Below are 18752 nucleotides of genomic sequence, written 5' to 3' on the forward strand. Positions count from 1 at the left end.
TTAGCATGCTGTCCAGCTTCGATCCGGTAGTCCTGGCGCGCATCCAGTTCGCCTTCACCGTCTCGTTCCACTTCGTCTTCCCGGCCTTCTCCATCGGGCTGGCGAGCTACCTCGCCGTTCTCAACGGAATGTACCTTCGGACGAAGAACGAAGCCTACCTTCGTCTTTTCAAGTTCTGGGTGAAGATCTTCGCGATCGCGTTCGCGATGGGCGTCGTCTCGGGCATCACCATGAGCTACCAGTTCGGTACGAACTGGTCGAAGTTTTCCGACATCGCCGGCCCGGTTCTCGGCCCGCTCATGGCCTACGAGGTGCTGACGGCCTTCTTCCTCGAGGCAGGCTTCCTCGGCATCATGCTGTTCGGACGGGAGCGGGTCGGCGACAAGCTGCACATGTTCGCCTGCATCATGGTCGCCTTCGGCACCGCCCTCAGCGCGACCTGGATTCTCTCCGTGAACAGCTGGATGCACACGCCAGCCGGCTACGCGGTCGCCGAGAACGGACAGTTCATTCCGACCGATTGGCTGGCGGTCATCTTCAACCCGTCCTTCCCCTACCGCCTCGCGCACACGCTGACGGCGGCGTACCTCACCACGGCATTCATCGTCGGCGGGGTCGGGGCCTGGCACCTCTTGAAGGGGCGTCAGGAGAACCCGGGCGTGAAGACGATGTTCTCGATGGCGATGTGGATGGCGGCGGTCGTGGCGCCTTTGCAGATCGTGCTTGGTGACATGCATGGCCTCAACACGCTCGAGCATCAGCCGCAAAAGGTGATGGCGATGGAGGGCCACTACGAGAGCCATCCGGACGGCGCGCCGCTCTACCTGTTCGGCATCCCGGACGACGAGGACCAAGAACTCAAATACGCGGTCGGCATTCCGAAGCTCAGCTCGCTGATCCTGCACCACGACCTCAACGCACCCATGGCGGGCCTCGACACGATCCCCGACGACGAGCAGCCGCCCGTCAGGATCGTGTTCTGGTCATTCCGCGTCATGGTGGGACTGGGCTTCGCCATGCTCGGCGTCGGCGCGTTCAGCCTCTGGTGCCGCTGGAAGAAGCAACTCTACACCAACAAGTGGCTGCACCGGGCGGCGCTTCTGATGTCGCCTTCCGGCCTCGTCGCCGTGATTGCGGGCTGGATCACGACGGAGGTCGGCAGGCAACCCTACACGGTCTATGGCCAGCTGCGGACGGTGGATAGCGTCTCGCCGCTCGCCGCGCCGGCGGTCGGCAGCTCGCTCATGGCCTTCGTAGTGATCTACTTCTTCGTCTTCGGGGCGGGGGTCTTCTACATCCTGCGCCTGATGGGACACCCGCCCCAGCGGGGCGAGGAAGGCGTCACCTCCGACGGCGGCCCGATCCGGACGGCGGGCATCACGCCCGCCTCCGAGGAGGTCGCGAGACGGACGCCGAAGCGGCCTGCGACCGGGGGCGGCCCGCTCCTCGGCCCGGCGGAATAGGGGAGAACGCGCATGGAAGTCAGCTTCTGGCTCGCGAACGCCTGGGCGTTCCTTCTGGCCCTGGCCGTCTTCATCTACGTCGTCCTCGACGGCTTCGATCTCGGTCTAGGTATCCTCTACCCCTTCTTCCCGACGAAGAAGGATCGTGACCTGTTGATGAACACGGTCGCGCCGGTCTGGGACGGTAACGAGACCTGGTTGGTCCTGGGAGGTGGGGGCCTCTTCGCCGCCTTTCCCATGGCCTACGCGATCATCATGCCGGCGCTCTACGCGCCGATCATCGCGATGCTGCTGGCGCTCATCTTCCGCGGTGTCGCCTTCGAGTTCCGTTGGCGGACGAAGCGGTGGTTGGGGCATTGGGACTACGCGTTCATCGGCGGTTCGGTCACGGCGGCGCTGGCGCAGGGCATCGCCCTGGGGGCACTCCTGCAGGGGATCGAAGTCGACGGGCGCCAGTATGGCGGCGGGTGGTGGGACTGGTTGACGCCGTTCACTCTCCTGACGGGCGTCGCCGTCGTCGTCGGCTACGGCCTTCTCGGGGCGACCTGGCTCCTGATGAAGACCGAAGGCGAGGTCCACGACGTCGCGCGCAAGCTCGCCTGGCGCTTCGGCCTCGGCACGCTCGGCTTCGTCGCCGCCGTCAGCGCGGCGACGCCGTTCCTGGAAGCTTCCTACTTCGAGCGGTGGCTAGGCTGGCCGAACATCCTGGTCGTCGCGCCGGTCCCGATCGCCGTCGCCCTGATCGCCTGGATGATGTTCAAGTCGATCAACGTCCATAAGCACGAGTATCGCCCATTCCTGCTGGCGCTCGGGCTGTTCCTTTTGTGTTTTGGTGGGCTCGGGGTGTCGATGTTCCCCTACATCATCCCGACCGAGGTCACGATCATGGACGCCGCGACGCCGTTCTACAGCCAGATCTTCATGTTCGTCGGCGCTTGCGTGCTCATTCCCATCATCTTGAGCTACACCGCCTTCGCCTACTGGGTCTTCCGCGGGAAGGTCGATCCCGAGGCAGGCTATCACTGATGCGGCGCGGGTTCGCCTCTATGCCTGCGGCGCTGCGCAAGGGCCTTTGGTTCGTCGGGCTCTGGCTCGCCGGCGTCCTCGTGGTGGGCGTCGTCGCCTACGGCATCCGGCTCATGATCCTCTGAGGGGCGGGTGGTGACCCCGGCAGGACTCGAACCTGCTGCCTACAGATTAGGAATCTGTCGCTCTATCCTGATGAGCTACGGGGTCGCCCGGGGCCGTTCCTAGCAGACCCCGGCGCCTCGCCGCCACCCCGCGCATGACAAGGCGGCGCCTGCGGTGTAGCGGGCGTTCATGCCCTTAAGAGTCGCCATCGTCGGCCGCCCCAACGTCGGTAAGTCCACGCTGTTCAACCGCCTCGCCGGGCGGAAGCTCGCACTGGTGGACGACACCCCGGGGGTCACCCGTGACCGCCGCGAGCATGAGGTCCGCTTCGGCGACTTCGACCTGACGCTGATCGACACGGCGGGGCTCGAGGACGCGAAGGAGGGCGCACTCGAGGCCCGGATGCGCGCGGGGACGGAGAAGGCGATCTCGCTCGCCGACATCACGCTGTTCCTCGTCGATGGCCGCGCCGGCATCACCGCCTTCGATCAGGAGCTGGCGGGAATCCTACGTTCGGGCGGCAAACCCGTGGTGCTGGTCGTCAACAAGACCGAGGGCCGGGGGGCGGACGGCATCTACGATGCGTACAGTCTAGGGCTTGGCGAGCCCGTGCCGATATCTGCCGAGCACGGGGAGGGCATGGCCGACCTCTACGAGGCGATCCGGCCGCACGCCGAGGGGCGGGCGGAGGCCGTGAAGGCGGAGGCGCTGGAGTGGGACGATCCGCTGAAGCCGCTTCGGGTCGCCATCGTCGGACGGCCGAACGCGGGCAAGTCGACGCTGGTGAACAGCATACTCGGCGAGGACCGCCTCCTCGTCGGCCCCGAGGCCGGGATCACGCGGGACACGATCTCGGTCGAGTGGACCTGGCGCGGAGAGGACCGCGACTGGCCGGTGAAGCTGTTCGACACGGCGGGGATGCGCAAGCGGTCGCGGGTTCAGGACCGGCTCGAGAAGATGTCGGTCGGCGACACGATCAGAGCCATCCGCTTCGCCGAGGTGGTGGTCGTCATGCTCGACGTGACGCAGCCCTTCGAGAAGCAGGACCTTCAGATCGCCGACCTCGCCGTGCGGGAGGGGCGGGCTGTGGTCCTGGCCGCGAACAAGTGGGACCTGATCGAGGACCGCACCGAGATGGGCGTGGCCTTGCGCGAGATGGCGAGCCGCCTTCTGCCGCAGCTGCCGGGCGTGCCGATCGTAACCTTCAGCGCGCTGACGGGGCAGGGCCTTCGCAAGCTCATGCCCGCGATCACGAAGGTCTACGTCGACTGGAACGCGCAGGTGAAGACGTCCGCCTTCAACGAGTGGCTCGGCCAGGCGACGACCGCGCATCCGCCGCCGGCGGTCCGGGGGCGTCGGATCAAGATGCGCTACGGCGCGCAGATCAAGACGCGCCCGCCGACCTTCTTCGTCCACTGCCAGCGGGCGGACGAGGTGCCGGACAGCTATCAGCGCTACCTCGTGAACGCGATCCGCGACGCGTTCGAGATCCAGGCCGTGCCGATCCGCCTCTACCTTCGTAAGGGCGAGAACCCCTACGCGGATAAGAAGTAGCGCTCAGCGCGCCTGGCGCGCGGTCCGGAGGCGTTTGAGGTGTTCGGTCCGCGACTGGCGCTCCTCCGCTTCGCGTTCCGAGCGGGCGCGCTGCGAGGCCTCGTGGCGGGCCTTGCTCGCGTCGCGTTGCGCCGACGGCACGCTGGTCAGGAGGTCTTGATCGTCCTCGAAGCCGGTGGCGTCGGTCATGATGCGACCTTTCAGGTCGAGGACGCCGCGGATGCGGCGCCCTGGAGATCCTAGGCGCCGCGAGTGCGGCGCCCGGCGTCGCCTTAGCTCAGAGGAGCTCGAGCTGCGTCGCGGAGCTTTTGCCGCGCTGCTCGGTGATCTCGTAGGAGATCTTCTGCCCGTCGGGCAGGCTGCGGATCCCGGCCGCTTCGAGTGCCGTCGCGTGAACGAAGACGTCGTTGCCGCCCGCGTCAGGCTGAATGAAGCCGTAGCCCTTGTCGGCGTTGTACCATTTCACTGTACCAGTGGACATCGTGGGTATTCTTTCATCGTGTGTAGTGCCCGGCAGACGCCGAAGCTTAGTGAGCGCAACCGTTGTAGAGGAAAGTTCGAAGCATCCGCTCGGACGCTGAAGTGTGAGCCTAGACTCAGGATGCGACCCAGACGTGGGCGCAAAGAGCCGCGAGCGCAAGGTAAAGCTGTAGTCGGGGGCGGCAGGCACCGGACGGCAGGCACGCCGAAGCGTCCGCCCCGAGTGCGGTATGAGAAGTCCGGGGTGTCCCGCGCGCGGCTCGCCGCAGTTCGGGGTGGTAGTAGGTTGTCTGCGACGCAAGGGGTCCCACACCCTCGCCGCGCGCGGCACGAAGTCCTCCACGCTCCTCAGCGCGATCCGCCAGGGCCGTTCTTCAGCTCGCCCGGCGCGTGTCCAACCTGACCAAGTGGGATGCATTCCATCATCCAGACTTCGCCAGCACGTGACCTCGTGGCGGCAGGCAGGGGAGACGTCAGCTGTCCGCCCCGCCCCGGCCCTGCCGCGACGGAGGCAACATGGCACGGCGGCAGGGCGCGGGGATAAGTTCCCCGCGCGCTTCACCTCTCCCCGCTGGGGAGAGGTCGCCAGCTTCGCTGCCGGGTGAGGGGGAGCTAGGCTTCCGCTTCGCACGGGCGCCGCTCCCCCTCACCCCGGCCCTCTCCCCAGCGGGGAGAGGGGGCGCAAGACGCGCAGCGGCGCTCTCCTATCACTGCGGCGTAAGCCGACAGCCCAGGTGCTGGACCCCGGGACGAGCCCGGGGTGACGGTGGGGCTAGGTTGGGAGCGCGGTCCGCCGGGGCCCCTCTGGCGCTCGCCCGGTCTGTCTTGATCATCCGGAAGGTCGAGCGGCGCACCGCCCCCAGTTCCGAAGGCACGAAGCCTCCCGGCGCCGCACGCGAGGGCAAGGCGCGCTCCCACCCCGGATCGTACGACGCGAGGGTGAGGACGGCATGAGCGGCAGGGGGCGAGGACAAGTCCGTAGAACAGCTCGCGAAGCTATCCGCCGATGATCGCGGCAGCGAGGACCCTTAGACTAGACGAACACCCGAGAGAGGCTAGAAGCTCTTGTCGCGTAGGTCATTCGCCAGCTTCCTTAGTGTCCAATCGTCTTTTGAAGCTTCCTCGCGAGCCATAGCCCATCGACCAAGTGGCTCCTGCTGCCGTAGATCTTGGACAAGCGCAAAATATCGATCTCGAAGTCCTGCCATCGTTGATGTTAGACATAGGCCCATAGTTGGGGACGGGTTCGAACTACTTGTCAAATCGCCCTCAGGGCCTACGAAGAGTAATCCAAGGCGCTCGTGATCCGGGTAGGTGTCTTCGAGGTACCGTTCATGATCATGCCCCTGTCCGATGTCATCCTTCCGGTAACTCGCGGGCTTGTCCTTGTCGGTTTTCAACTCAAAAGCGAGTACCAGACGTAATTCTGGGTCCTCCCAGACGACATCTGGACCAGTACCCTCAGTCTCATCTGGCCGAGTGTCCACAAATCCAAGAAGCTTTCCGAGCCAAGCAACTCCATCCTCGGCTTGCTTCGGCGTACCATCGTCAATACGATTAAGCCTCAACTTGTGCACTCCAAAATCTTTCTCAAACTTTGGTGCATGAAGTGTATGTGTGAGATCAAGAAGGGCGCGTGTTAACGGCTTTAGTTGCTCACCCTTCACGCTTTCGTCCCCCGCCCGTCTGCGCCTAGTTAGGGGTATCGTATTCGGCAGACGCGAGCGGGCAATATCATACATCTTATCAGCAGCTTCGCTATCTTGATTAAGATCGAATGTCAGTCCAAGCCACGCTTGGTGCCAACCGGCCAGGTACTCATCGTACTGCAAAACGTCAGCTATTGTCTTCTCAAGTGCATTGCGGGCGACATCAATACCACCGGACCACATGGCAGCCGCATACTTCGCTTCTGCTAACGCTGCCGAAACAAGCGTATCCTCAGCATCCTCTGTTCGTTGCGCTTCGGTTTGATCAAGTTCAGCTCCCAACACTTCACTCTGATAGTATTTTACCCAACCCTCATTGCGGCTCAGGACGGCGTCAACAGCGTTTAGTGCTTCGTTCGCATTGTGCTCGTCCATGTTCTCGACAACGGTTCGACCAACGACGATTTGACGTTGGAGAAGTGGAGGAAGGAGTGCGACGTTACGGTCATTTCGGAGCCACTTCGCAAGATCGCGCCCTTCGATCAGAAATGCACCGTAATCGTTCCGTCCCCTGTTGATACGCCCAAAAAGCTGGGCAATTCGACTTGCCACGCGCCGATTTTGCGTACTCGTGGTTGGCATGTACGCGGCAATAAGACGTTCGAGAAGGGACGTACCGACGGGGAGTCCGTCCATGATCATTATACGACAAGTATTCGCTGGGAGGTCGATTCCATCGGATCGGCTTACCAGGACGAAGCCGCCTGAGTTAGCTTCGCGGAAAGCATCAAGTTCGTCCGAAAACTTCTCTCTGATAGGAGGTTCAGCAATCGCAGACCAACGCGACGCCATGTTGTAGGTAGGCACGGCAATAACAGCCTTACGACTGGTCGTAAGCTGTTTGGCAAAGGAAGGACCAAAACCTCCTTGTACCTCGCGACCATCAAGGATCAGCCTTTCCCCATTACCAGCATCGTTGTTCGGAGCAATTACGTGTTCCGGCTTTCGTCCGAATGCACGGACGAACTCAACTTGAGACTGGAGCGTTGCAGACAGGTACACTCGGCGTACTCCGGTGCCGAAGGCAGGATGACACCGAGATGGCAAAAAGGGAGGCGTGATCTCAATCTTGCTGTCGCCGAAGATGACAGCACAACTGTTAAGGTGATCTGCCAGATGAGAGTAAGCGTAACTAAGATCGCCCTCATCGGCCCCATGTTTGAGTAGAAGGTCTCGTAACCTATTCGCTCGTTCAACAATCCCGCGTGGCGCCGCCATCACGAATTCAAAGAGGCCAGTTGCTTTCGCCTTGCGGAATCGCTCCGCAATATGAAGATCAGTAAAATGATCTTCGAACAGAAGTGTGATTTCTTCGTATAGGTCGCGGTATTTCGCTGCGGGAATTGAAAGGGTGTAGGCGTCTCGTATCATTCCCTCAGCGACATGGGCGTCATCGAAAACTATTGCCTGTGGCCGATTCCGCCGCATGAGCGTACTTCGACCGTTGAAGATAGCTGCGTAGTTCGTAATGCAGAACGCACGCCCCTCTTCAAAAAGATCGTTCGAAAAGTCTCGTCCCATTTTTGTCGTACAAGCAACACCGAGCTCTTTTGCCTCTCGAGCCGTTTGCATAACCAGATCATTGGTCGAACAGACATATAAGACATTTTCACATCCCTCGTTCATAAGACTCTGTGCGATCAAAAGTCCTACAACTGTTTTTCCCGCGCCAGTATTCAGTGAAAGAAGGACATCACTCTTGTCGCGGTATCGATTCCATTCTTCAAGAGCATCTGCCTGTCCACGCCATAAATCTTTGACGTCAGTGTCACCGCTCGGACGCCGTTCAAAGATTTTAACTGGGTCGTTGGGTCGATTATCTGCTCGTGAGCTCGGCAACTTACTGAAATCAACCATATTCAACCTTTGATAGTTTACATAGTGCGCCTACCACTTACTATCATAAACTATGGTATTGCTACAATAAAATTAGATGGGTTTAGGATTGTCAAAAGTTGCACGTTAGAACCCTGCCACGACCATCTGCTTCGTCACCGCAACTCCTCCACCATCCCAGCCATCACCCCCAGACAATCCCGCCCCAACTGCCGACACCGCTCCGGCGACCATCCGTACACCTCGTCCGGGTTCGACAGCGCGTCCTTGAACGGCATCTCCAGGGTCAGGGCGAGGGCGTCGAAGGTTTGCGCCGTCCAGGAGGTGGCGAGGGCCATGTTGGCCTTGCCTGCAGGGGGGATGGGGTAGCCTTCCTGGGTTTGGAAGTCGGGGGTGCGGTCGACCATCTCCTTCTTGAAGCGGTCCTGCAGGGACTGGAGCCGGTCCGACCAGCCGGGGATGCCCTCGGCGCCCGCGACGAAGTTGTTGGGGATGACCTCGTCGCCGTGGACGTCGAAGAAGAAGTCGAGGCCCGTCTCCTCCATCTTCTGCCGGACGAGGAAGACCTCGGGGCTTTTGTCCATCGAGGGCTCGGCCCAGGCGCGGTTGAGGTCGGTTCCGGCTGCGTTGGTGCGCAGGTGCCCCCGTCGCGCGCCGTCGGGGTTCATCAGCGGGACGGCGTAGACGACGGCCTTGTCGAGGAGAGTTTTGGCCTCCGCGTCGGCCTCGTCGCAGAGCTTCTGAAGGAAGCCCTCCATCCAGAAGCTCGCCATGGTCTCGCCGGGGTGCTGGCGCGCGATGAACCAGAGGCGGGCCTTGCCCTCGGCGGGCTCGCCGATGGTCAGGAGGTCCAAAGGCTCGCCGTCGATCGTGTGGCCGAGCGTGGTGAGCGTCGTGCGGGGGGCGGCGCAGGCGCGCTCGATCATCGCCTGCTGCTCTGAGAGGCCAAAGGGCGCGAAGTAGGCGAAGCGGACGCTGTCCGACGCCGGGGTGTGGGTGATCGTCAGGACGCCGTCCTCATAGGCGGTGTCCACGCGCCGCCACTCGGTCCCGTCCGTGCTCATGACCGCGCGGTAGTTGGGCCAGCCCCTCGCGTAGGAGCTGTCGCCGCAGTTCTCGATGCGCAGGGTGAGGGGCGTGCCCTTGGCGCCCGAGACGCGGAAGTGGAACCACTGGTGGAACTTCGCCGCGCCGTCGGGGCGGATGGCGAGGCGGATCTGGGCGGCGTTCGAGGCGTCCAGCACCTCGATGTTGCCGCCATCGGCGGGGGCGGTGACGTCGATGCTCATGGGGGAGGGCGTCGCGCCGGGGCGGCGGCGTGTCAATCTTCGGGGGCTTCTGGGTGCACCGATCGCGCTCTTCGCCTTGTGCGGCGCGGGGCGCGTCGCTAGTCCCGCGCGGAACCCAAAGATCGGCCGCGCCGGGAGTCAGCATGTCCATCCTCGTCGACAAGAACACCAAGGTCCTCTGCCAGGGGCTGACCGGGAAGACCGGGACGTTCCACACCGAGCAGGCGATCGCCTACGGCACGAAGATGGTCGGCGGCGTCGTGCCCGGTAAGGGCGGGCAGACCTGGGAGGCGGGCGAGGCCGCGAAGGGCGCGACGCTGCCCGTCTTCGACACGATGAAGGACGCGCGGGAGAAGACGGGCGCGGACGCCTCGGTCGTCTACGTGCCGCCGAAGTTCGCCGCGGCGTCGATCATCGAGGCGATCGAGGCGGAGATCCCGCTGGTCATCGTGATCACGGAGGGCATTCCGGTGCTCGACATGGTCAAGGTGAAGAGCGCGCTCGAAGGCTCGAAGACGCGCCTCGTGGGGCCGAACTGCCCCGGCGTCATCACGCCCGACGAGTGCAAGATCGGCATCATGCCCGGTCACATTCACCGGCGCGGCTCGGTCGGGATCGTCTCGCGCTCGGGGACTTTGACCTACGAGGCCGTGCACCAGACGACCGGCGCGGGCCTCGGCCAGTCGACCTGCGTCGGCATCGGCGGCGACCCGGTGAAGGGCACGGACTTCATCGACGTGCTCGAGATGTTCCTCGCCGACGACGAGACCGAGAGCATCATCATGATCGGCGAGATCGGCGGCTCCGCCGAGGCGGACGCGGCGCGGTTCCTGGCCGAGAACAAGGTGAAGAAGCCGACCGTGGGCTTCATCGCGGGCGTCACGGCGCCCCCCGGCCGCCGCATGGGCCACGCCGGCGCGCTCGTCTCCGGCGCGGACGACACCGCCGCCGCCAAGATCGACGCGATGAAGGCGGCCGGCATCGCGGTCAGCCCGACGCCCGCGGCGCTCGGGACGACTTTGGTAGAGCTTCTGAAAGGTTAAGCCCGCTAGCTTGCCCGTGTGCCGCGGTTGCGAAAGCGCGGCGCACCTTTAAGTAGCGTGCAAACCCGGCGGGTGGCGCCCGCCGCCCCGATCATGCCGGCCCGCCCCCGGCGCCAGAGTTCCAAGGCCCCCTATGGCCCACGACGGTTCGAACCCCCGCGAGTTCGACGCGCGCGACGCGGTCGCGATGACCGACTTCCTCTCCGGCGGCAATGCCGGCTACCTCGCCGAGCAGCATGCGCGCTGGGCTTCGGACCCGACGAGCGTCGACCCGGAACTGCGCGCCTGGTTCGAGGAGATGGGCGGCGACGGCGCCGCCGAGAACGCGGCCGGCCCGTCCTGGGCGCGGCGCGACTGGCCGACGAGGCCCGGCGACGAGCTGACGGCGGCGCTGTCGGGCGACTGGTCGGGCGTCGAGGGCGCGTTCGAGAAGAAGGTCGAAGCGCGCACGCCGCAACTCGCCCCCGCCGACGTGCAGGCCGCGGTGCGCGACTCCGTCCGCGCCCTCATGCTCATCCGGGCCTACCGGATCCGCGGTCACCTGATCGCCGACCTCGACCCGCTGGAGATGCGGAAGGTCGACGTCCACCCCGAGCTCGACCCTGCGACCTACGGTTTCACCGAGAGCGATTGGGAGCGCGAGATCTTCCTCGATCACGTGCTCGGCTTGGAGACGGCGAACCTCAAGACGATCATGGAGATCCTGCAGCGGACCTATTGCGGGACCTTCGCGATCGAGTTCATGCACATCTCCGACCCCGCGCAGAAGCTTTGGCTTCAGCAGCGGATCGAAGGCATGGACAAGGAGATCAAGTTCACCACCGAGGGCAAGCACGCCATCCTGCAGAAGCTGTTGGAGGCGGAAGGCTTCGAGAACTTCCTCCAGACCAAGTATCAAGGCACGAAGCGGTTCGGCCTCGACGGGGGCGAGTCGATGGTCCCCGCGCTCGAGCAGATCATCAAGCGCGGCGGCGCGCTCGGCGTCGAGGAGATCTCGATCGGGATGCCGCACAGGGGGCGGCTGAACGTCCTGGCGGCGGTGATGGGCAAGCCCTACCATCAGATCTTCCACGAGTTCCAAGGCGGCGCGGCGATCCCGTCCGACGTCGGCGGCTCGGGCGACGTGAAGTACCACCTCGGCGCCTCGTCGGACCGCGAGTTCGACGGCAACAAGGTCCACCTCAGCCTCGCCGCGAACCCGTCGCACCTCGAAGCCGTCGACCCCGTCGTCCTCGGCAAGTGCCGGGCGAAGCAGGATCTGAACCCGCCCAAGGACCCGCTTCCGGTCTCGCGCACCCACGTGCTGCCGCTTCTCCTGCACGGCGACGCCGCCTTCGCGGGCCAAGGCGTCATCGCGGAGTGCTTCGGCTTCACGGGGCTCAAGGGCTACCGCACCGGCGGGACGATCCACTTCATCGTCAACAACCAGATCGGCTTCACGACGAGCCCGCGCTTCGCGCGAAGCTCTCCTTACCCGTCCGACGTCGCCAAGATGGTCGAAGCGCCGATCCTGCACGTCAACGGCGACGACCCTGAAGCCGTAGTCTATGCGGCGAAGGTCGCGACCGAGTTCCGCATGGAGTTCGGCCACGACGTCGTCATCGACATGTGGTGCTACCGCAGATACGGCCACAACGAGGGCGACGAGCCGTCCTTCACGCAGCCGCTCATGTACAAGAAGATCCGCGCCCGCGAGTCGACGCGCGCGATCTACGCGCGGCGTCTGGTCGAGGAAGGCCTCGTCGGCGAAGCCGACGTCCAGTCGCGCATGGACGAGTTCAAAGGCTTCCTGACGGCCGAGTTCGACGCGGGCGAAGCGTACGAGCCCAAGAAGGCCGACTGGCTCGACGCGCAGTGGAAGGGCTTCCGCCCGCCCGCCGACGACGACCGCAAGGGCGACACGGCCGTCCCGCTCGAACGGCTGAAGTCGGTCGGCGAGCGCCTGACCTACGTGCCCGAGAAGCTGACGATACACCGCACGCTCGACCGCATCCTGAAGGCGAAGGCGTCCGCGCTCGAAGCGGGCGAGGGCATCGATTGGGCGACCGGCGAGGCGCTCGCCTTCGGCACGCTTCTGGAGGAGGGCTATCGGGTCCGACTGTCCGGCCAGGACTCCGTCCGCGGCACGTTCAGCCAACGCCACGCCTCCTTCGTCGATCAGGAGACCGAGCGCCGTTGGACGCCGCTCCGCCACCTCTCCGACGGTCAGGCCGAGTTCGAAGTGATCGACTCGAACCTGTCGGAGTTCGCGGTGATGGGCTTCGAGTACGGCTACTCGCTCGCCGACCCCTGCACGCTGACCTTGTGGGAAGCGCAGTTCGGCGACTTCGCCAACGGCGCGCAGGTCATCTTCGACCAGTTCATCTCCTCGGCCGAGCGCAAGTGGCTGCGGATGTCGGGCCTCGTCCTCCTGCTGCCGCACGGCTATGAGGGCCAGGGGCCGGAGCACTCCTCCGCCCGCCTGGAGCGGTACCTTCAGGCTTGCGCGCAGGACAACATCCAAGTCGCCAACTGCACGACGCCCGCGAACTACTTCCACATCCTCCGCCGTCAGATGAAGCGCGACTTCCGCAAGCCTCTCGTCCTGATGACGCCGAAGAGCCTCCTGCGCCACAAGCGGGCGGTCTCGACCTTCGACGAGATGGGTCCGGGCAGCTCGTTCCACCGCGTGTTGTGGGACGATGCGCAGTACCGGCCGGGCAGCACGGTCGAACTCGTCCCCGACAACGTCATGCGGCGGGTCGTCCTGTGTTCGGGCAAGGTCTACTACGACCTTCTCGAAGAGCGCGAAGCGCGGGGCATCAACGACGTCTACCTTCTCCGGGTCGAGCAGTTCTATCCGTATCCGGCGAAGTCGCTGGCCGCGGAGCTGCGCCGCTTCGGCGACGCGGAGATGGTCTGGTGCCAGGAAGAACCCAAGAACATGGGCGGCTGGACCTTCATGCAGCCGAACCTCGAATGGACGCTCGATCAGATCGGCGCCAAGCATACGCGTCCGCGCTATGCCGGCCGGCCGGCTTCGGCGTCGACCGCCACGGGACATGCGAAACAACATAGAGAAGAGCTCGCCGCCTTCCTCGAAGACGCGCTGGGTTAGGAACGTAGAATGACCGAGATCCGAGTACCCGCCGCCGGTGAAAGCGTGACCGAGGCCGATATCGGCCAGTGGCTCGTCAAGGTCGGCGACCGCGTCAAGGCCGACCAGCCGATCGTCAGCCTAGAGACCGACAAGGCCGCGATGGACGTGCCGGCCCCCGCCGACGGCGTCATCACCGCGATCAATGCGAAGGAAGGCGACACGGTCTCGGTCGGCGACGTCATCGCCGAGATGGAAGAGGGCGGCCAAGCCGCCGGCAAGGCGCCGACCGCGAAGGCTTCGAACGAGCCCGCATCGGGCGGCATCGAACGCGACCCGGCCCCCGCCGAGACCGAGGAGGAAGGCGCCAAGGCGGCCCTCGCCGCGGTGACCGACGATAGCGCCCAGGACGCGGTCGAGATCACCGCGCCCTCGTCGGGCGAGAGCGTGACCGAAGCCGACATCGGATCCTGGCTCGTCAAGGTCGGGCAGTTCGTGAAGCAGGACGATCCGGTCGTCAGCCTGGAGACGGACAAGGCGGCGGTCGACGTGCCGGCGCCGATCTCCGGCGTGCTGACCGAGATCCGCGCCAATGAAGGCGACACGGTCGCCGTCGGCGACGTCCTCGGCCTCATCGTGCCCGGCGAAGCGGGCAAGGAAGCCGCGCCGAGCAGCGCCGCCGCCCCGAAGGCGGAAGCCAAACCCGCCGCCCAAGCGCCGGTCTCGCCCGCGCCTCGGCGCGTGATCGAGCAGAACGGCCTCGACGCCGGTTCGATCGCGGGCACCGGCAAGGGCGGCCGCATCACCAAGGGCGACGCCCTCGCCGCCGCCTCGCGTCCGGCACAGAGCGCCAAGCCGCAGGCGTCCGCCGCGCCCCGGCCCCTGGGCGAGCGCGAAGAGCGCGTGAAGATGTCCCGCCTTCGGCAGACGATCGCCCGTCGCCTCAAGGAGAGCCAGGACGTCGCAGCGCAGCTCACCACCTTCAACGACGTCGACATGACGGCGGTGATGGAAGCGCGCTCTCAGTACAAGGAGCTCTTCGAGAAGAAGCACGGCGTCAAGCTCGGCTTCATGTCGTTCTTCGTGAAGGCCTGCGTTCAGGCGCTGCGCGAGGTGCCGGAGGTCAACGCCGAGATCGACGGCGCGGACATCATCTACAAGAACCACTACGACATCGGCATCGCGGTCGGCACGGAGAAGGGCCTCGTCGTCCCCGTGCTGAAGGACGCGGACATGAAGTCCCTCGCCCAGATCGAGAAGGACATCAACGATTTCGGCCGCAGGGCCCGTTCGGGCGACCTGAAGCTCGAGGAGATGCAGGGCGGGACGTTCACCATCACCAATGGCGGCGTCTACGGATCGCTGATGTCGACGCCGATCCTCAACATGCCGCAGTCCGGCATCCTCGGCATGCACCGGATCGAGCAGCGTCCGGTCGCGGTGAAGGGCGAGATCAAGCTGCGCCCCATGATGTACCTGGCGCTGAGCTACGATCACCGCATCGTCGACGGCAAGGGCGCGGTCACCTTCCTCGTCCGCGTGAAAGAGAACCTCGAGGACCCGCAGCGCCTGCTGCTCGACCTCTGAGTATCAAGACGGCGGCGGCCCCTGACGGGCCGCCGACCGGAAGCGAGGAGGCGGTCCGCCGCGGGCGGGCGCCGTTCAGTCCGCGCCCGCCTCTTCGCGCTCTTCGATCCGGGCCCGTATGCGGTCCCCGAGCTCGCCGAGCAGTCCCGCCGAGGCTTCGAAGAAGCCGGCGTAGTCCGCGGCGGACTGCGTCGTCTCAAGCGTGAAGGGCTCGATCGCCAGCACGTCTTCGCTGCCGCCTTCCATCACGATGAACTGCCCCGCCAGGCGCGCCCTGTCCGCGCCCACGCGGAGGAAGTCGTCGAGCGTGACCCGGACGCGCACGTCGGGATCGAAGCGCCTCGGCCAGGGTTCGGAGAGCACGGTGAGGCCCTCGTCCCGCGCGAGCGAGGCGGTCAGCGTGCGGGTGATCGCGGTGCGCGGATCCTCCGCCCAGCGGGCGTGCTCGTCCAAGGTGACGGTGGTGCCGTCCGCCGTGCTGGCGACACGGTCCTCCGACAAGTAGCCGGGAAGCCCCACCCGTTCGAGCGCGACGCGGACGGGCTCGCTCTGCGGGGATGCCGTCACGCGCGTCGGCGAGGGCAGGAGGTAGCGCTCGGCGCTGATCCCGCCGCCCGCGCAGGCAGAAAGCGCGAGGACGGCGAGGGTGAGGGCGGGGAGGGTTCTTCTGGTCATCAGTCGCGTCCTACGATCAGGGCGTTCGGTTGCTCCTCGAGCGTCTGCGCCAGGGCACCGATGCGGCGCGCGGCCTCTCTGAACTCGCGCACCGCGTCGATGAGCTCGACCTGCAGTTCGGAGTTCGGCGAGACGCTGCCGGTCGCCGCTTCGAGCTGCTCGGCGGCCTGCGCGAAGGCCTGAAGCGCTTCGCTGAGGTCCGCCGGGACCTCGGCGACGGCCGGCGATCCGAGAAGGGCGTCGATCTCGGCGAAGGCGGCCGCGGCGTTGGCGACGAGATCCTCGAGGGGGAGGTTCGCGACCTTCTGCAGGATGCTCTGCACGTCCGCCGCGATCGCCTCCGTCGAGGAGGGGACGGTCGGGAAGGAAGGATAGGGGCTCGCCGCGTAGTCGATGCTGGCGGTCGGCGCGTCCGGTTGGCTGACGAGGCGGACGGCGAGGGCGCCGGTCAAGAGGTTGCCCGTCGTCAGCTGAACCCGCGAGCCCTCCTCGACGAAGGTGTCGAACCGCGTGCGCAGCTCGTCCGGGCCGAGGCCTTCGAGGCCCAGGCGGCGCGGCTGGAACTGTAGGACGGCGTAGGTCCGGCTGTCCCCGGCGAGCCCGCCCGCGATGTCGAGATAGACGTCGACGACCGTGCCGATGCGGATGCCGAGATAGGTGATCGGGGCGCCGGTCTTGAGGCCCGCGACCGACTGATCGAACTCGGCGACGAAGCGGACGCCTTCCTCCTCCTCGCTCGCGAAGAGGCTCTCCTCGGCCTCGGGGCGGGAGGGGAAGAGCGTGAAGGTCTCGCCGTCCTGGGTGAGCGGGTCGCCGAGCGCGCCGCCGACCTCGCCGAACGAGACCGCGCCGCTGAGGATGTTGGTGAGGGTACCGACGTCGATCGACACGCCCGAGGTGCTGGCCGAGATGTTGACGCCGATCGTGTTCCAGAACCGCGTCGAGGGCGTGACGTACGCGTTGTAGGGCGCTTCGACGAAGGCCTCGTAGCGCACCGCCTCGCCCTCGTCGGTGAGCTCGCGCGTCTCGATGCGACCGACCTCAAGCCCCCGGTAGAGGAGCGGCGAGCCGGGACGGACGGAGCCGGCGTCCTCGGCCGTCAGCACGATGCGCACGCCCGGCGTCCCGGCCGGCGTTCGCGGCGGCGTCACCGCGCCTTCGAAGCGGCGGGCGGAGCGGCGAGCCTCCTCCTCCCAATCGACGGCGATGTAGGCGCCCGACAGCAGGGTCTCGAGGCCGGACACGCCCGCCGAAGAGATCTGAGCGTTGACGACCCAGAACTGGGTCGTCTGGCCGAGGAAGGGTTCGAGTTCCGGGTCCAGGCGCGCGGAGACCACGACCGACGCCGCGTCCTCGGACAGTCGCACGTCTTCGACCTCGCCCACCGGCACGTCGTTGCGGCGGATCTCGGTGCCCGACTCGATGCCGGCGGCGCTGGGGAAGGTGATCTCGACCAGGGGCCCCCGGTCCTGCGCCGAGGACCAAATGACCCAAATGCAGATGATCACGGCCGCGATCGGCGCGATCCAGACGAGCGAGATCGGGCGGCTGCGCGTCGGAGACACGCGGGGGTAGGGCGGGTGGATCTCGTCGGTCAAACGGCACTTCCTTGAAGAGGCTCAGGGTCGAACTTGTCCCAAAAGACGCGCGGGTCCAGCGCGCCGGCGGACAGCATGGAGAAGATGACGGTCAGCGCGAAGGGCAGGACGCCGACGCCCGGCCGGACTTGGGCTACCGCGCCGAGCTGCACGAGGGCGACGAGCACGGCCACGACGAAGACGTCGATCATCGACCACCGGCCGACGAGCTCCACGACGCGGTGAACGCGGTGCAGCCCCTCGGGGTGGCGCACCCGTGTCCGCGCGGCGGCGATGGCGAGCCAGCCGATCGCGCCGAACTTGGCGGTCGGGATGATGATGCTCGCGACGAAGACGACGCCCGCGATGAAGTAGTCATGGTGCTCCAAGAGGACGAAGACGCCGCCGATGATGGTCTGCGGGTCGCCCCTGCCGAGCGTCACGGTCTCCATGATCGGCAGCAGGTTCGCGGGCACGTAGGCGATGAGCGCGACGAGCCAGAAGGCCCAGACGCGCTGGAGCTGGCGCGGTTGGCGCAGGACGATGCGGTCGTGGCAGACCGGGCAGCGCGGCTCGTCCGCCGGCACCACGGTGCGGCAGTAGCGGCAGAGCGCGAGGCCTTCTTCCGCGGCGCTCCTCACCGGGCCCGCACCGCCGCCCAGATCGTGTCCTCGCAGAGGTAGACCGTGGCCATGGCCAGAAGGACGACCGTCGCGAGGAGGCCGAGGAAGGCGGGGCCGAAGCTCAAGTGAGCGAGGCCCGCCACCTTCACGAGCGACACGGCCGTTCCGACGAGGAAGATCTCGGCCATGGCCCACGGCGCGAGGCGCCGAACGACCTTCAACTCGGCGGCGGCGTAGCGCGGCGCGGGGCGGCCCAGGCGGATCGGTACCGTGACCATGAGCAGCGAGACGATCATCCAAAGCGGAAAGGCGAGGGTGAAGACGCCGAGGACGACGGCGAGGAGGCCCAACCGCCCCTCGGCGAGCGCGACGACCGCGTCGATCACGGAGATCTGGTTCGCGAGGCCCGCCTCCGAGACGCCCACGAAGGGGAACGTCACCGCGACGAGGTAGGCGAGGAGCGCAGCGGCGGCGGCGGGGACCACCCGGTCGACCGAACGGTGCTTGCGCGCGAGGATAACGGCGTGACAGCGCACGCAGTGAGCGACTTCGCCCTCGTCCAGCGCGGGCCGGCTATGCAGCGCATCGCAGGCCGGACAGGCCAGGAGGTCCAGGCGCTCGCGCCCGTCAGCGGTCACCATGCGGACCCCGCCCGCCTGCACGTTCGTCGCGCCATCCTTGCGACTTAGCCCGTAAGATCGAGGTTTCG

Annotated in this window: 15 protein-coding genes and 1 tRNA gene; 7 read left to right on the plus strand and 9 right to left on the minus strand. The window is 65.9% G+C overall.

The window, feature by feature from the left end; all coding sequences use genetic code 11:
* Positions 1 to 5: 5 nt before the first annotated feature.
* Genes GGQ59_RS08885 through GGQ59_RS08895 form a run of 3 tightly spaced genes read left to right on the plus strand, consistent with a single transcriptional unit; the run spans position 6 to position 2614 of the window.
* Positions 6 to 1463 (plus strand): cytochrome ubiquinol oxidase subunit I, encoded by a 1458-nt coding sequence (locus tag GGQ59_RS08885; protein WP_183817682.1) that lies wholly within the window; start codon positions 6 to 8, stop codon positions 1461 to 1463.
* Between the two features lie 12 nt (positions 1464 to 1475).
* Entirely contained in the window at positions 1476 to 2489 is a 1014-nt protein-coding gene (cydB, locus tag GGQ59_RS08890; RefSeq protein WP_183817684.1) for a cytochrome d ubiquinol oxidase subunit II, read from the plus strand.
* Positions 2489 to 2614 (plus strand): DUF2474 domain-containing protein, encoded by a 126-nt coding sequence (locus GGQ59_RS08895; protein ID WP_246408615.1) that lies wholly within the window; start codon positions 2489 to 2491, stop codon positions 2612 to 2614. The genes cydB and GGQ59_RS08895 overlap by 1 nt, the downstream gene beginning before the upstream one ends.
* 8 nt (positions 2615 to 2622) lie before the next feature.
* On the opposite strand, the gene GGQ59_RS08900 is transcribed toward GGQ59_RS08895, so the two are convergent.
* Positions 2623 to 2699 (minus strand) — tRNA-Arg (locus tag GGQ59_RS08900).
* Between the two features lie 84 nt (positions 2700 to 2783).
* On the opposite strand from GGQ59_RS08900, the gene der reads away from it, so the two are divergent.
* Positions 2784 to 4148: a ribosome biogenesis GTPase Der gene (gene der / locus GGQ59_RS08905; protein WP_183817687.1), complete on the plus strand. Its 1365-nt coding sequence runs from the start codon at positions 2784 to 2786 to the stop codon at positions 4146 to 4148.
* A gap of 3 nt (positions 4149 to 4151) precedes the next feature.
* Here der and GGQ59_RS08910 read toward each other — a convergent pair whose 3' ends face one another.
* The 4 genes from GGQ59_RS08910 to GGQ59_RS08925 all read right to left on the minus strand — a co-directional run bounded on the left by GGQ59_RS08910 (position 4152) and on the right by GGQ59_RS08925 (position 9462).
* Positions 4152 to 4337: a hypothetical protein gene (locus GGQ59_RS08910; RefSeq protein WP_183817689.1), complete on the minus strand. Its 186-nt coding sequence runs from the start codon at positions 4335 to 4337 to the stop codon at positions 4152 to 4154.
* 88 nt (positions 4338 to 4425) lie between these two features.
* Positions 4426 to 4629, minus strand: a complete 204-nt coding sequence (locus tag GGQ59_RS08915; RefSeq protein WP_183817691.1) for a cold-shock protein — start codon at positions 4627 to 4629, stop codon at positions 4426 to 4428.
* A 1054-nt stretch (positions 4630 to 5683) separates the two neighbouring features.
* Positions 5684 to 8194 carry a DEAD/DEAH box helicase family protein gene (locus tag GGQ59_RS08920; RefSeq protein ID WP_183817693.1) on the minus strand — a complete coding sequence of 837 codons (2511 nt, stop codon included), beginning with the start codon at positions 8192 to 8194 and terminating at the stop codon, positions 5684 to 5686.
* 134 nt (positions 8195 to 8328) lie between these two features.
* Positions 8329 to 9462 (minus strand): M14 family metallopeptidase, encoded by a 1134-nt coding sequence (locus GGQ59_RS08925; protein WP_183817695.1) that lies wholly within the window; start codon positions 9460 to 9462, stop codon positions 8329 to 8331.
* A 143-nt stretch (positions 9463 to 9605) separates the two neighbouring features.
* On the opposite strand from GGQ59_RS08925, the gene sucD reads away from it, so the two are divergent.
* The 3 genes from sucD (at position 9606) to odhB (ending at position 15168) form a co-directional block, all read left to right on the plus strand.
* Entirely contained in the window at positions 9606 to 10505 is a 900-nt protein-coding gene (gene sucD / locus GGQ59_RS08930) for a succinate--CoA ligase subunit alpha (protein WP_183817697.1), read from the plus strand.
* A gap of 133 nt (positions 10506 to 10638) precedes the next feature.
* Positions 10639 to 13602 carry a 2-oxoglutarate dehydrogenase E1 component gene (locus tag GGQ59_RS08935; protein ID WP_183817699.1) on the plus strand — a complete coding sequence of 988 codons (2964 nt, stop codon included), beginning with the start codon at positions 10639 to 10641 and terminating at the stop codon, positions 13600 to 13602.
* A gap of 9 nt (positions 13603 to 13611) precedes the next feature.
* Complete coding sequence (gene odhB, locus GGQ59_RS08940; protein ID WP_183817701.1) at positions 13612 to 15168, plus strand: 2-oxoglutarate dehydrogenase complex dihydrolipoyllysine-residue succinyltransferase; 1557 nt, start codon at positions 13612 to 13614, stop codon at positions 15166 to 15168.
* 75 nt (positions 15169 to 15243) lie between these two features.
* Here odhB and GGQ59_RS08945 read toward each other — a convergent pair whose 3' ends face one another.
* From GGQ59_RS08945 to GGQ59_RS08960, 4 genes are read right to left on the minus strand one after another with little or no spacing between them, the layout of a single operon-like run.
* Entirely contained in the window at positions 15244 to 15843 is a 600-nt protein-coding gene (locus GGQ59_RS08945; RefSeq protein WP_183817703.1) for a PqiC family protein, read from the minus strand.
* On the minus strand, positions 15843 to 17441 hold the full coding sequence (locus GGQ59_RS08950; protein WP_183817705.1) for a PqiB family protein: 1599 nt from the start codon (positions 17439 to 17441) through the stop codon (positions 15843 to 15845). The genes GGQ59_RS08945 and GGQ59_RS08950 overlap by 1 nt, the downstream gene beginning before the upstream one ends.
* Positions 17438 to 18061: a paraquat-inducible protein A gene (locus GGQ59_RS08955; RefSeq protein ID WP_183817707.1), complete on the minus strand. Its 624-nt coding sequence runs from the start codon at positions 18059 to 18061 to the stop codon at positions 17438 to 17440. The genes GGQ59_RS08950 and GGQ59_RS08955 overlap by 4 nt, the downstream gene beginning before the upstream one ends.
* Positions 18058 to 18684, minus strand: a complete 627-nt coding sequence (locus GGQ59_RS08960; protein ID WP_183817708.1) for a paraquat-inducible protein A — start codon at positions 18682 to 18684, stop codon at positions 18058 to 18060. The genes GGQ59_RS08955 and GGQ59_RS08960 overlap by 4 nt, the downstream gene beginning before the upstream one ends.
* Positions 18685 to 18752 lie beyond the last annotated feature (68 nt).

The sequence above is a fragment of the Parvularcula dongshanensis genome (assembly GCF_014199615.1).
Lineage (GTDB): Bacteria > Pseudomonadota > Alphaproteobacteria > Caulobacterales > Parvularculaceae > Parvularcula > Parvularcula dongshanensis.

Bases quoted from the DNA above. Each gene is read 5' to 3' on its own strand.
- GGQ59_RS08885 (WP_183817682.1), top strand. From the start codon at position 6: ATGCTGTCCAGCTTCGATCCGGTAGTCCTGGCGCGCATCCAGTTCGCC.
- cydB (WP_183817684.1), top strand. From the start codon at position 1,476: ATGGAAGTCAGCTTCTGGCTCGCGAACGCCTGGGCGTTCCTTCTGGCC.
- GGQ59_RS08895 (WP_246408615.1), top strand. From the start codon at position 2,489: ATGCGGCGCGGGTTCGCCTCTATGCCTGCGGCGCTGCGCAAGGGCCTT.
- der (WP_183817687.1), top strand. From the start codon at position 2,784: ATGCCCTTAAGAGTCGCCATCGTCGGCCGCCCCAACGTCGGTAAGTCC.
- GGQ59_RS08910 (WP_183817689.1), bottom strand. From the start codon at position 4,337: ATGACCGACGCCACCGGCTTCGAGGACGATCAAGACCTCCTGACCAGC.
- GGQ59_RS08915 (WP_183817691.1), bottom strand. From the start codon at position 4,629: ATGTCCACTGGTACAGTGAAATGGTACAACGCCGACAAGGGCTACGGC.
- GGQ59_RS08920 (WP_183817693.1), bottom strand. From the start codon at position 8,194: ATGGTTGATTTCAGTAAGTTGCCGAGCTCACGAGCAGATAATCGACCC.
- GGQ59_RS08925 (WP_183817695.1), bottom strand. From the start codon at position 9,462: ATGAGCATCGACGTCACCGCCCCCGCCGATGGCGGCAACATCGAGGTG.
- sucD (WP_183817697.1), top strand. From the start codon at position 9,606: ATGTCCATCCTCGTCGACAAGAACACCAAGGTCCTCTGCCAGGGGCTG.
- GGQ59_RS08935 (WP_183817699.1), top strand. From the start codon at position 10,639: ATGGCCCACGACGGTTCGAACCCCCGCGAGTTCGACGCGCGCGACGCG.
- odhB (WP_183817701.1), top strand. From the start codon at position 13,612: ATGACCGAGATCCGAGTACCCGCCGCCGGTGAAAGCGTGACCGAGGCC.
- GGQ59_RS08945 (WP_183817703.1), bottom strand. From the start codon at position 15,843: ATGACCAGAAGAACCCTCCCCGCCCTCACCCTCGCCGTCCTCGCGCTT.
- GGQ59_RS08960 (WP_183817708.1), bottom strand. From the start codon at position 18,684: ATGGTGACCGCTGACGGGCGCGAGCGCCTGGACCTCCTGGCCTGTCCG.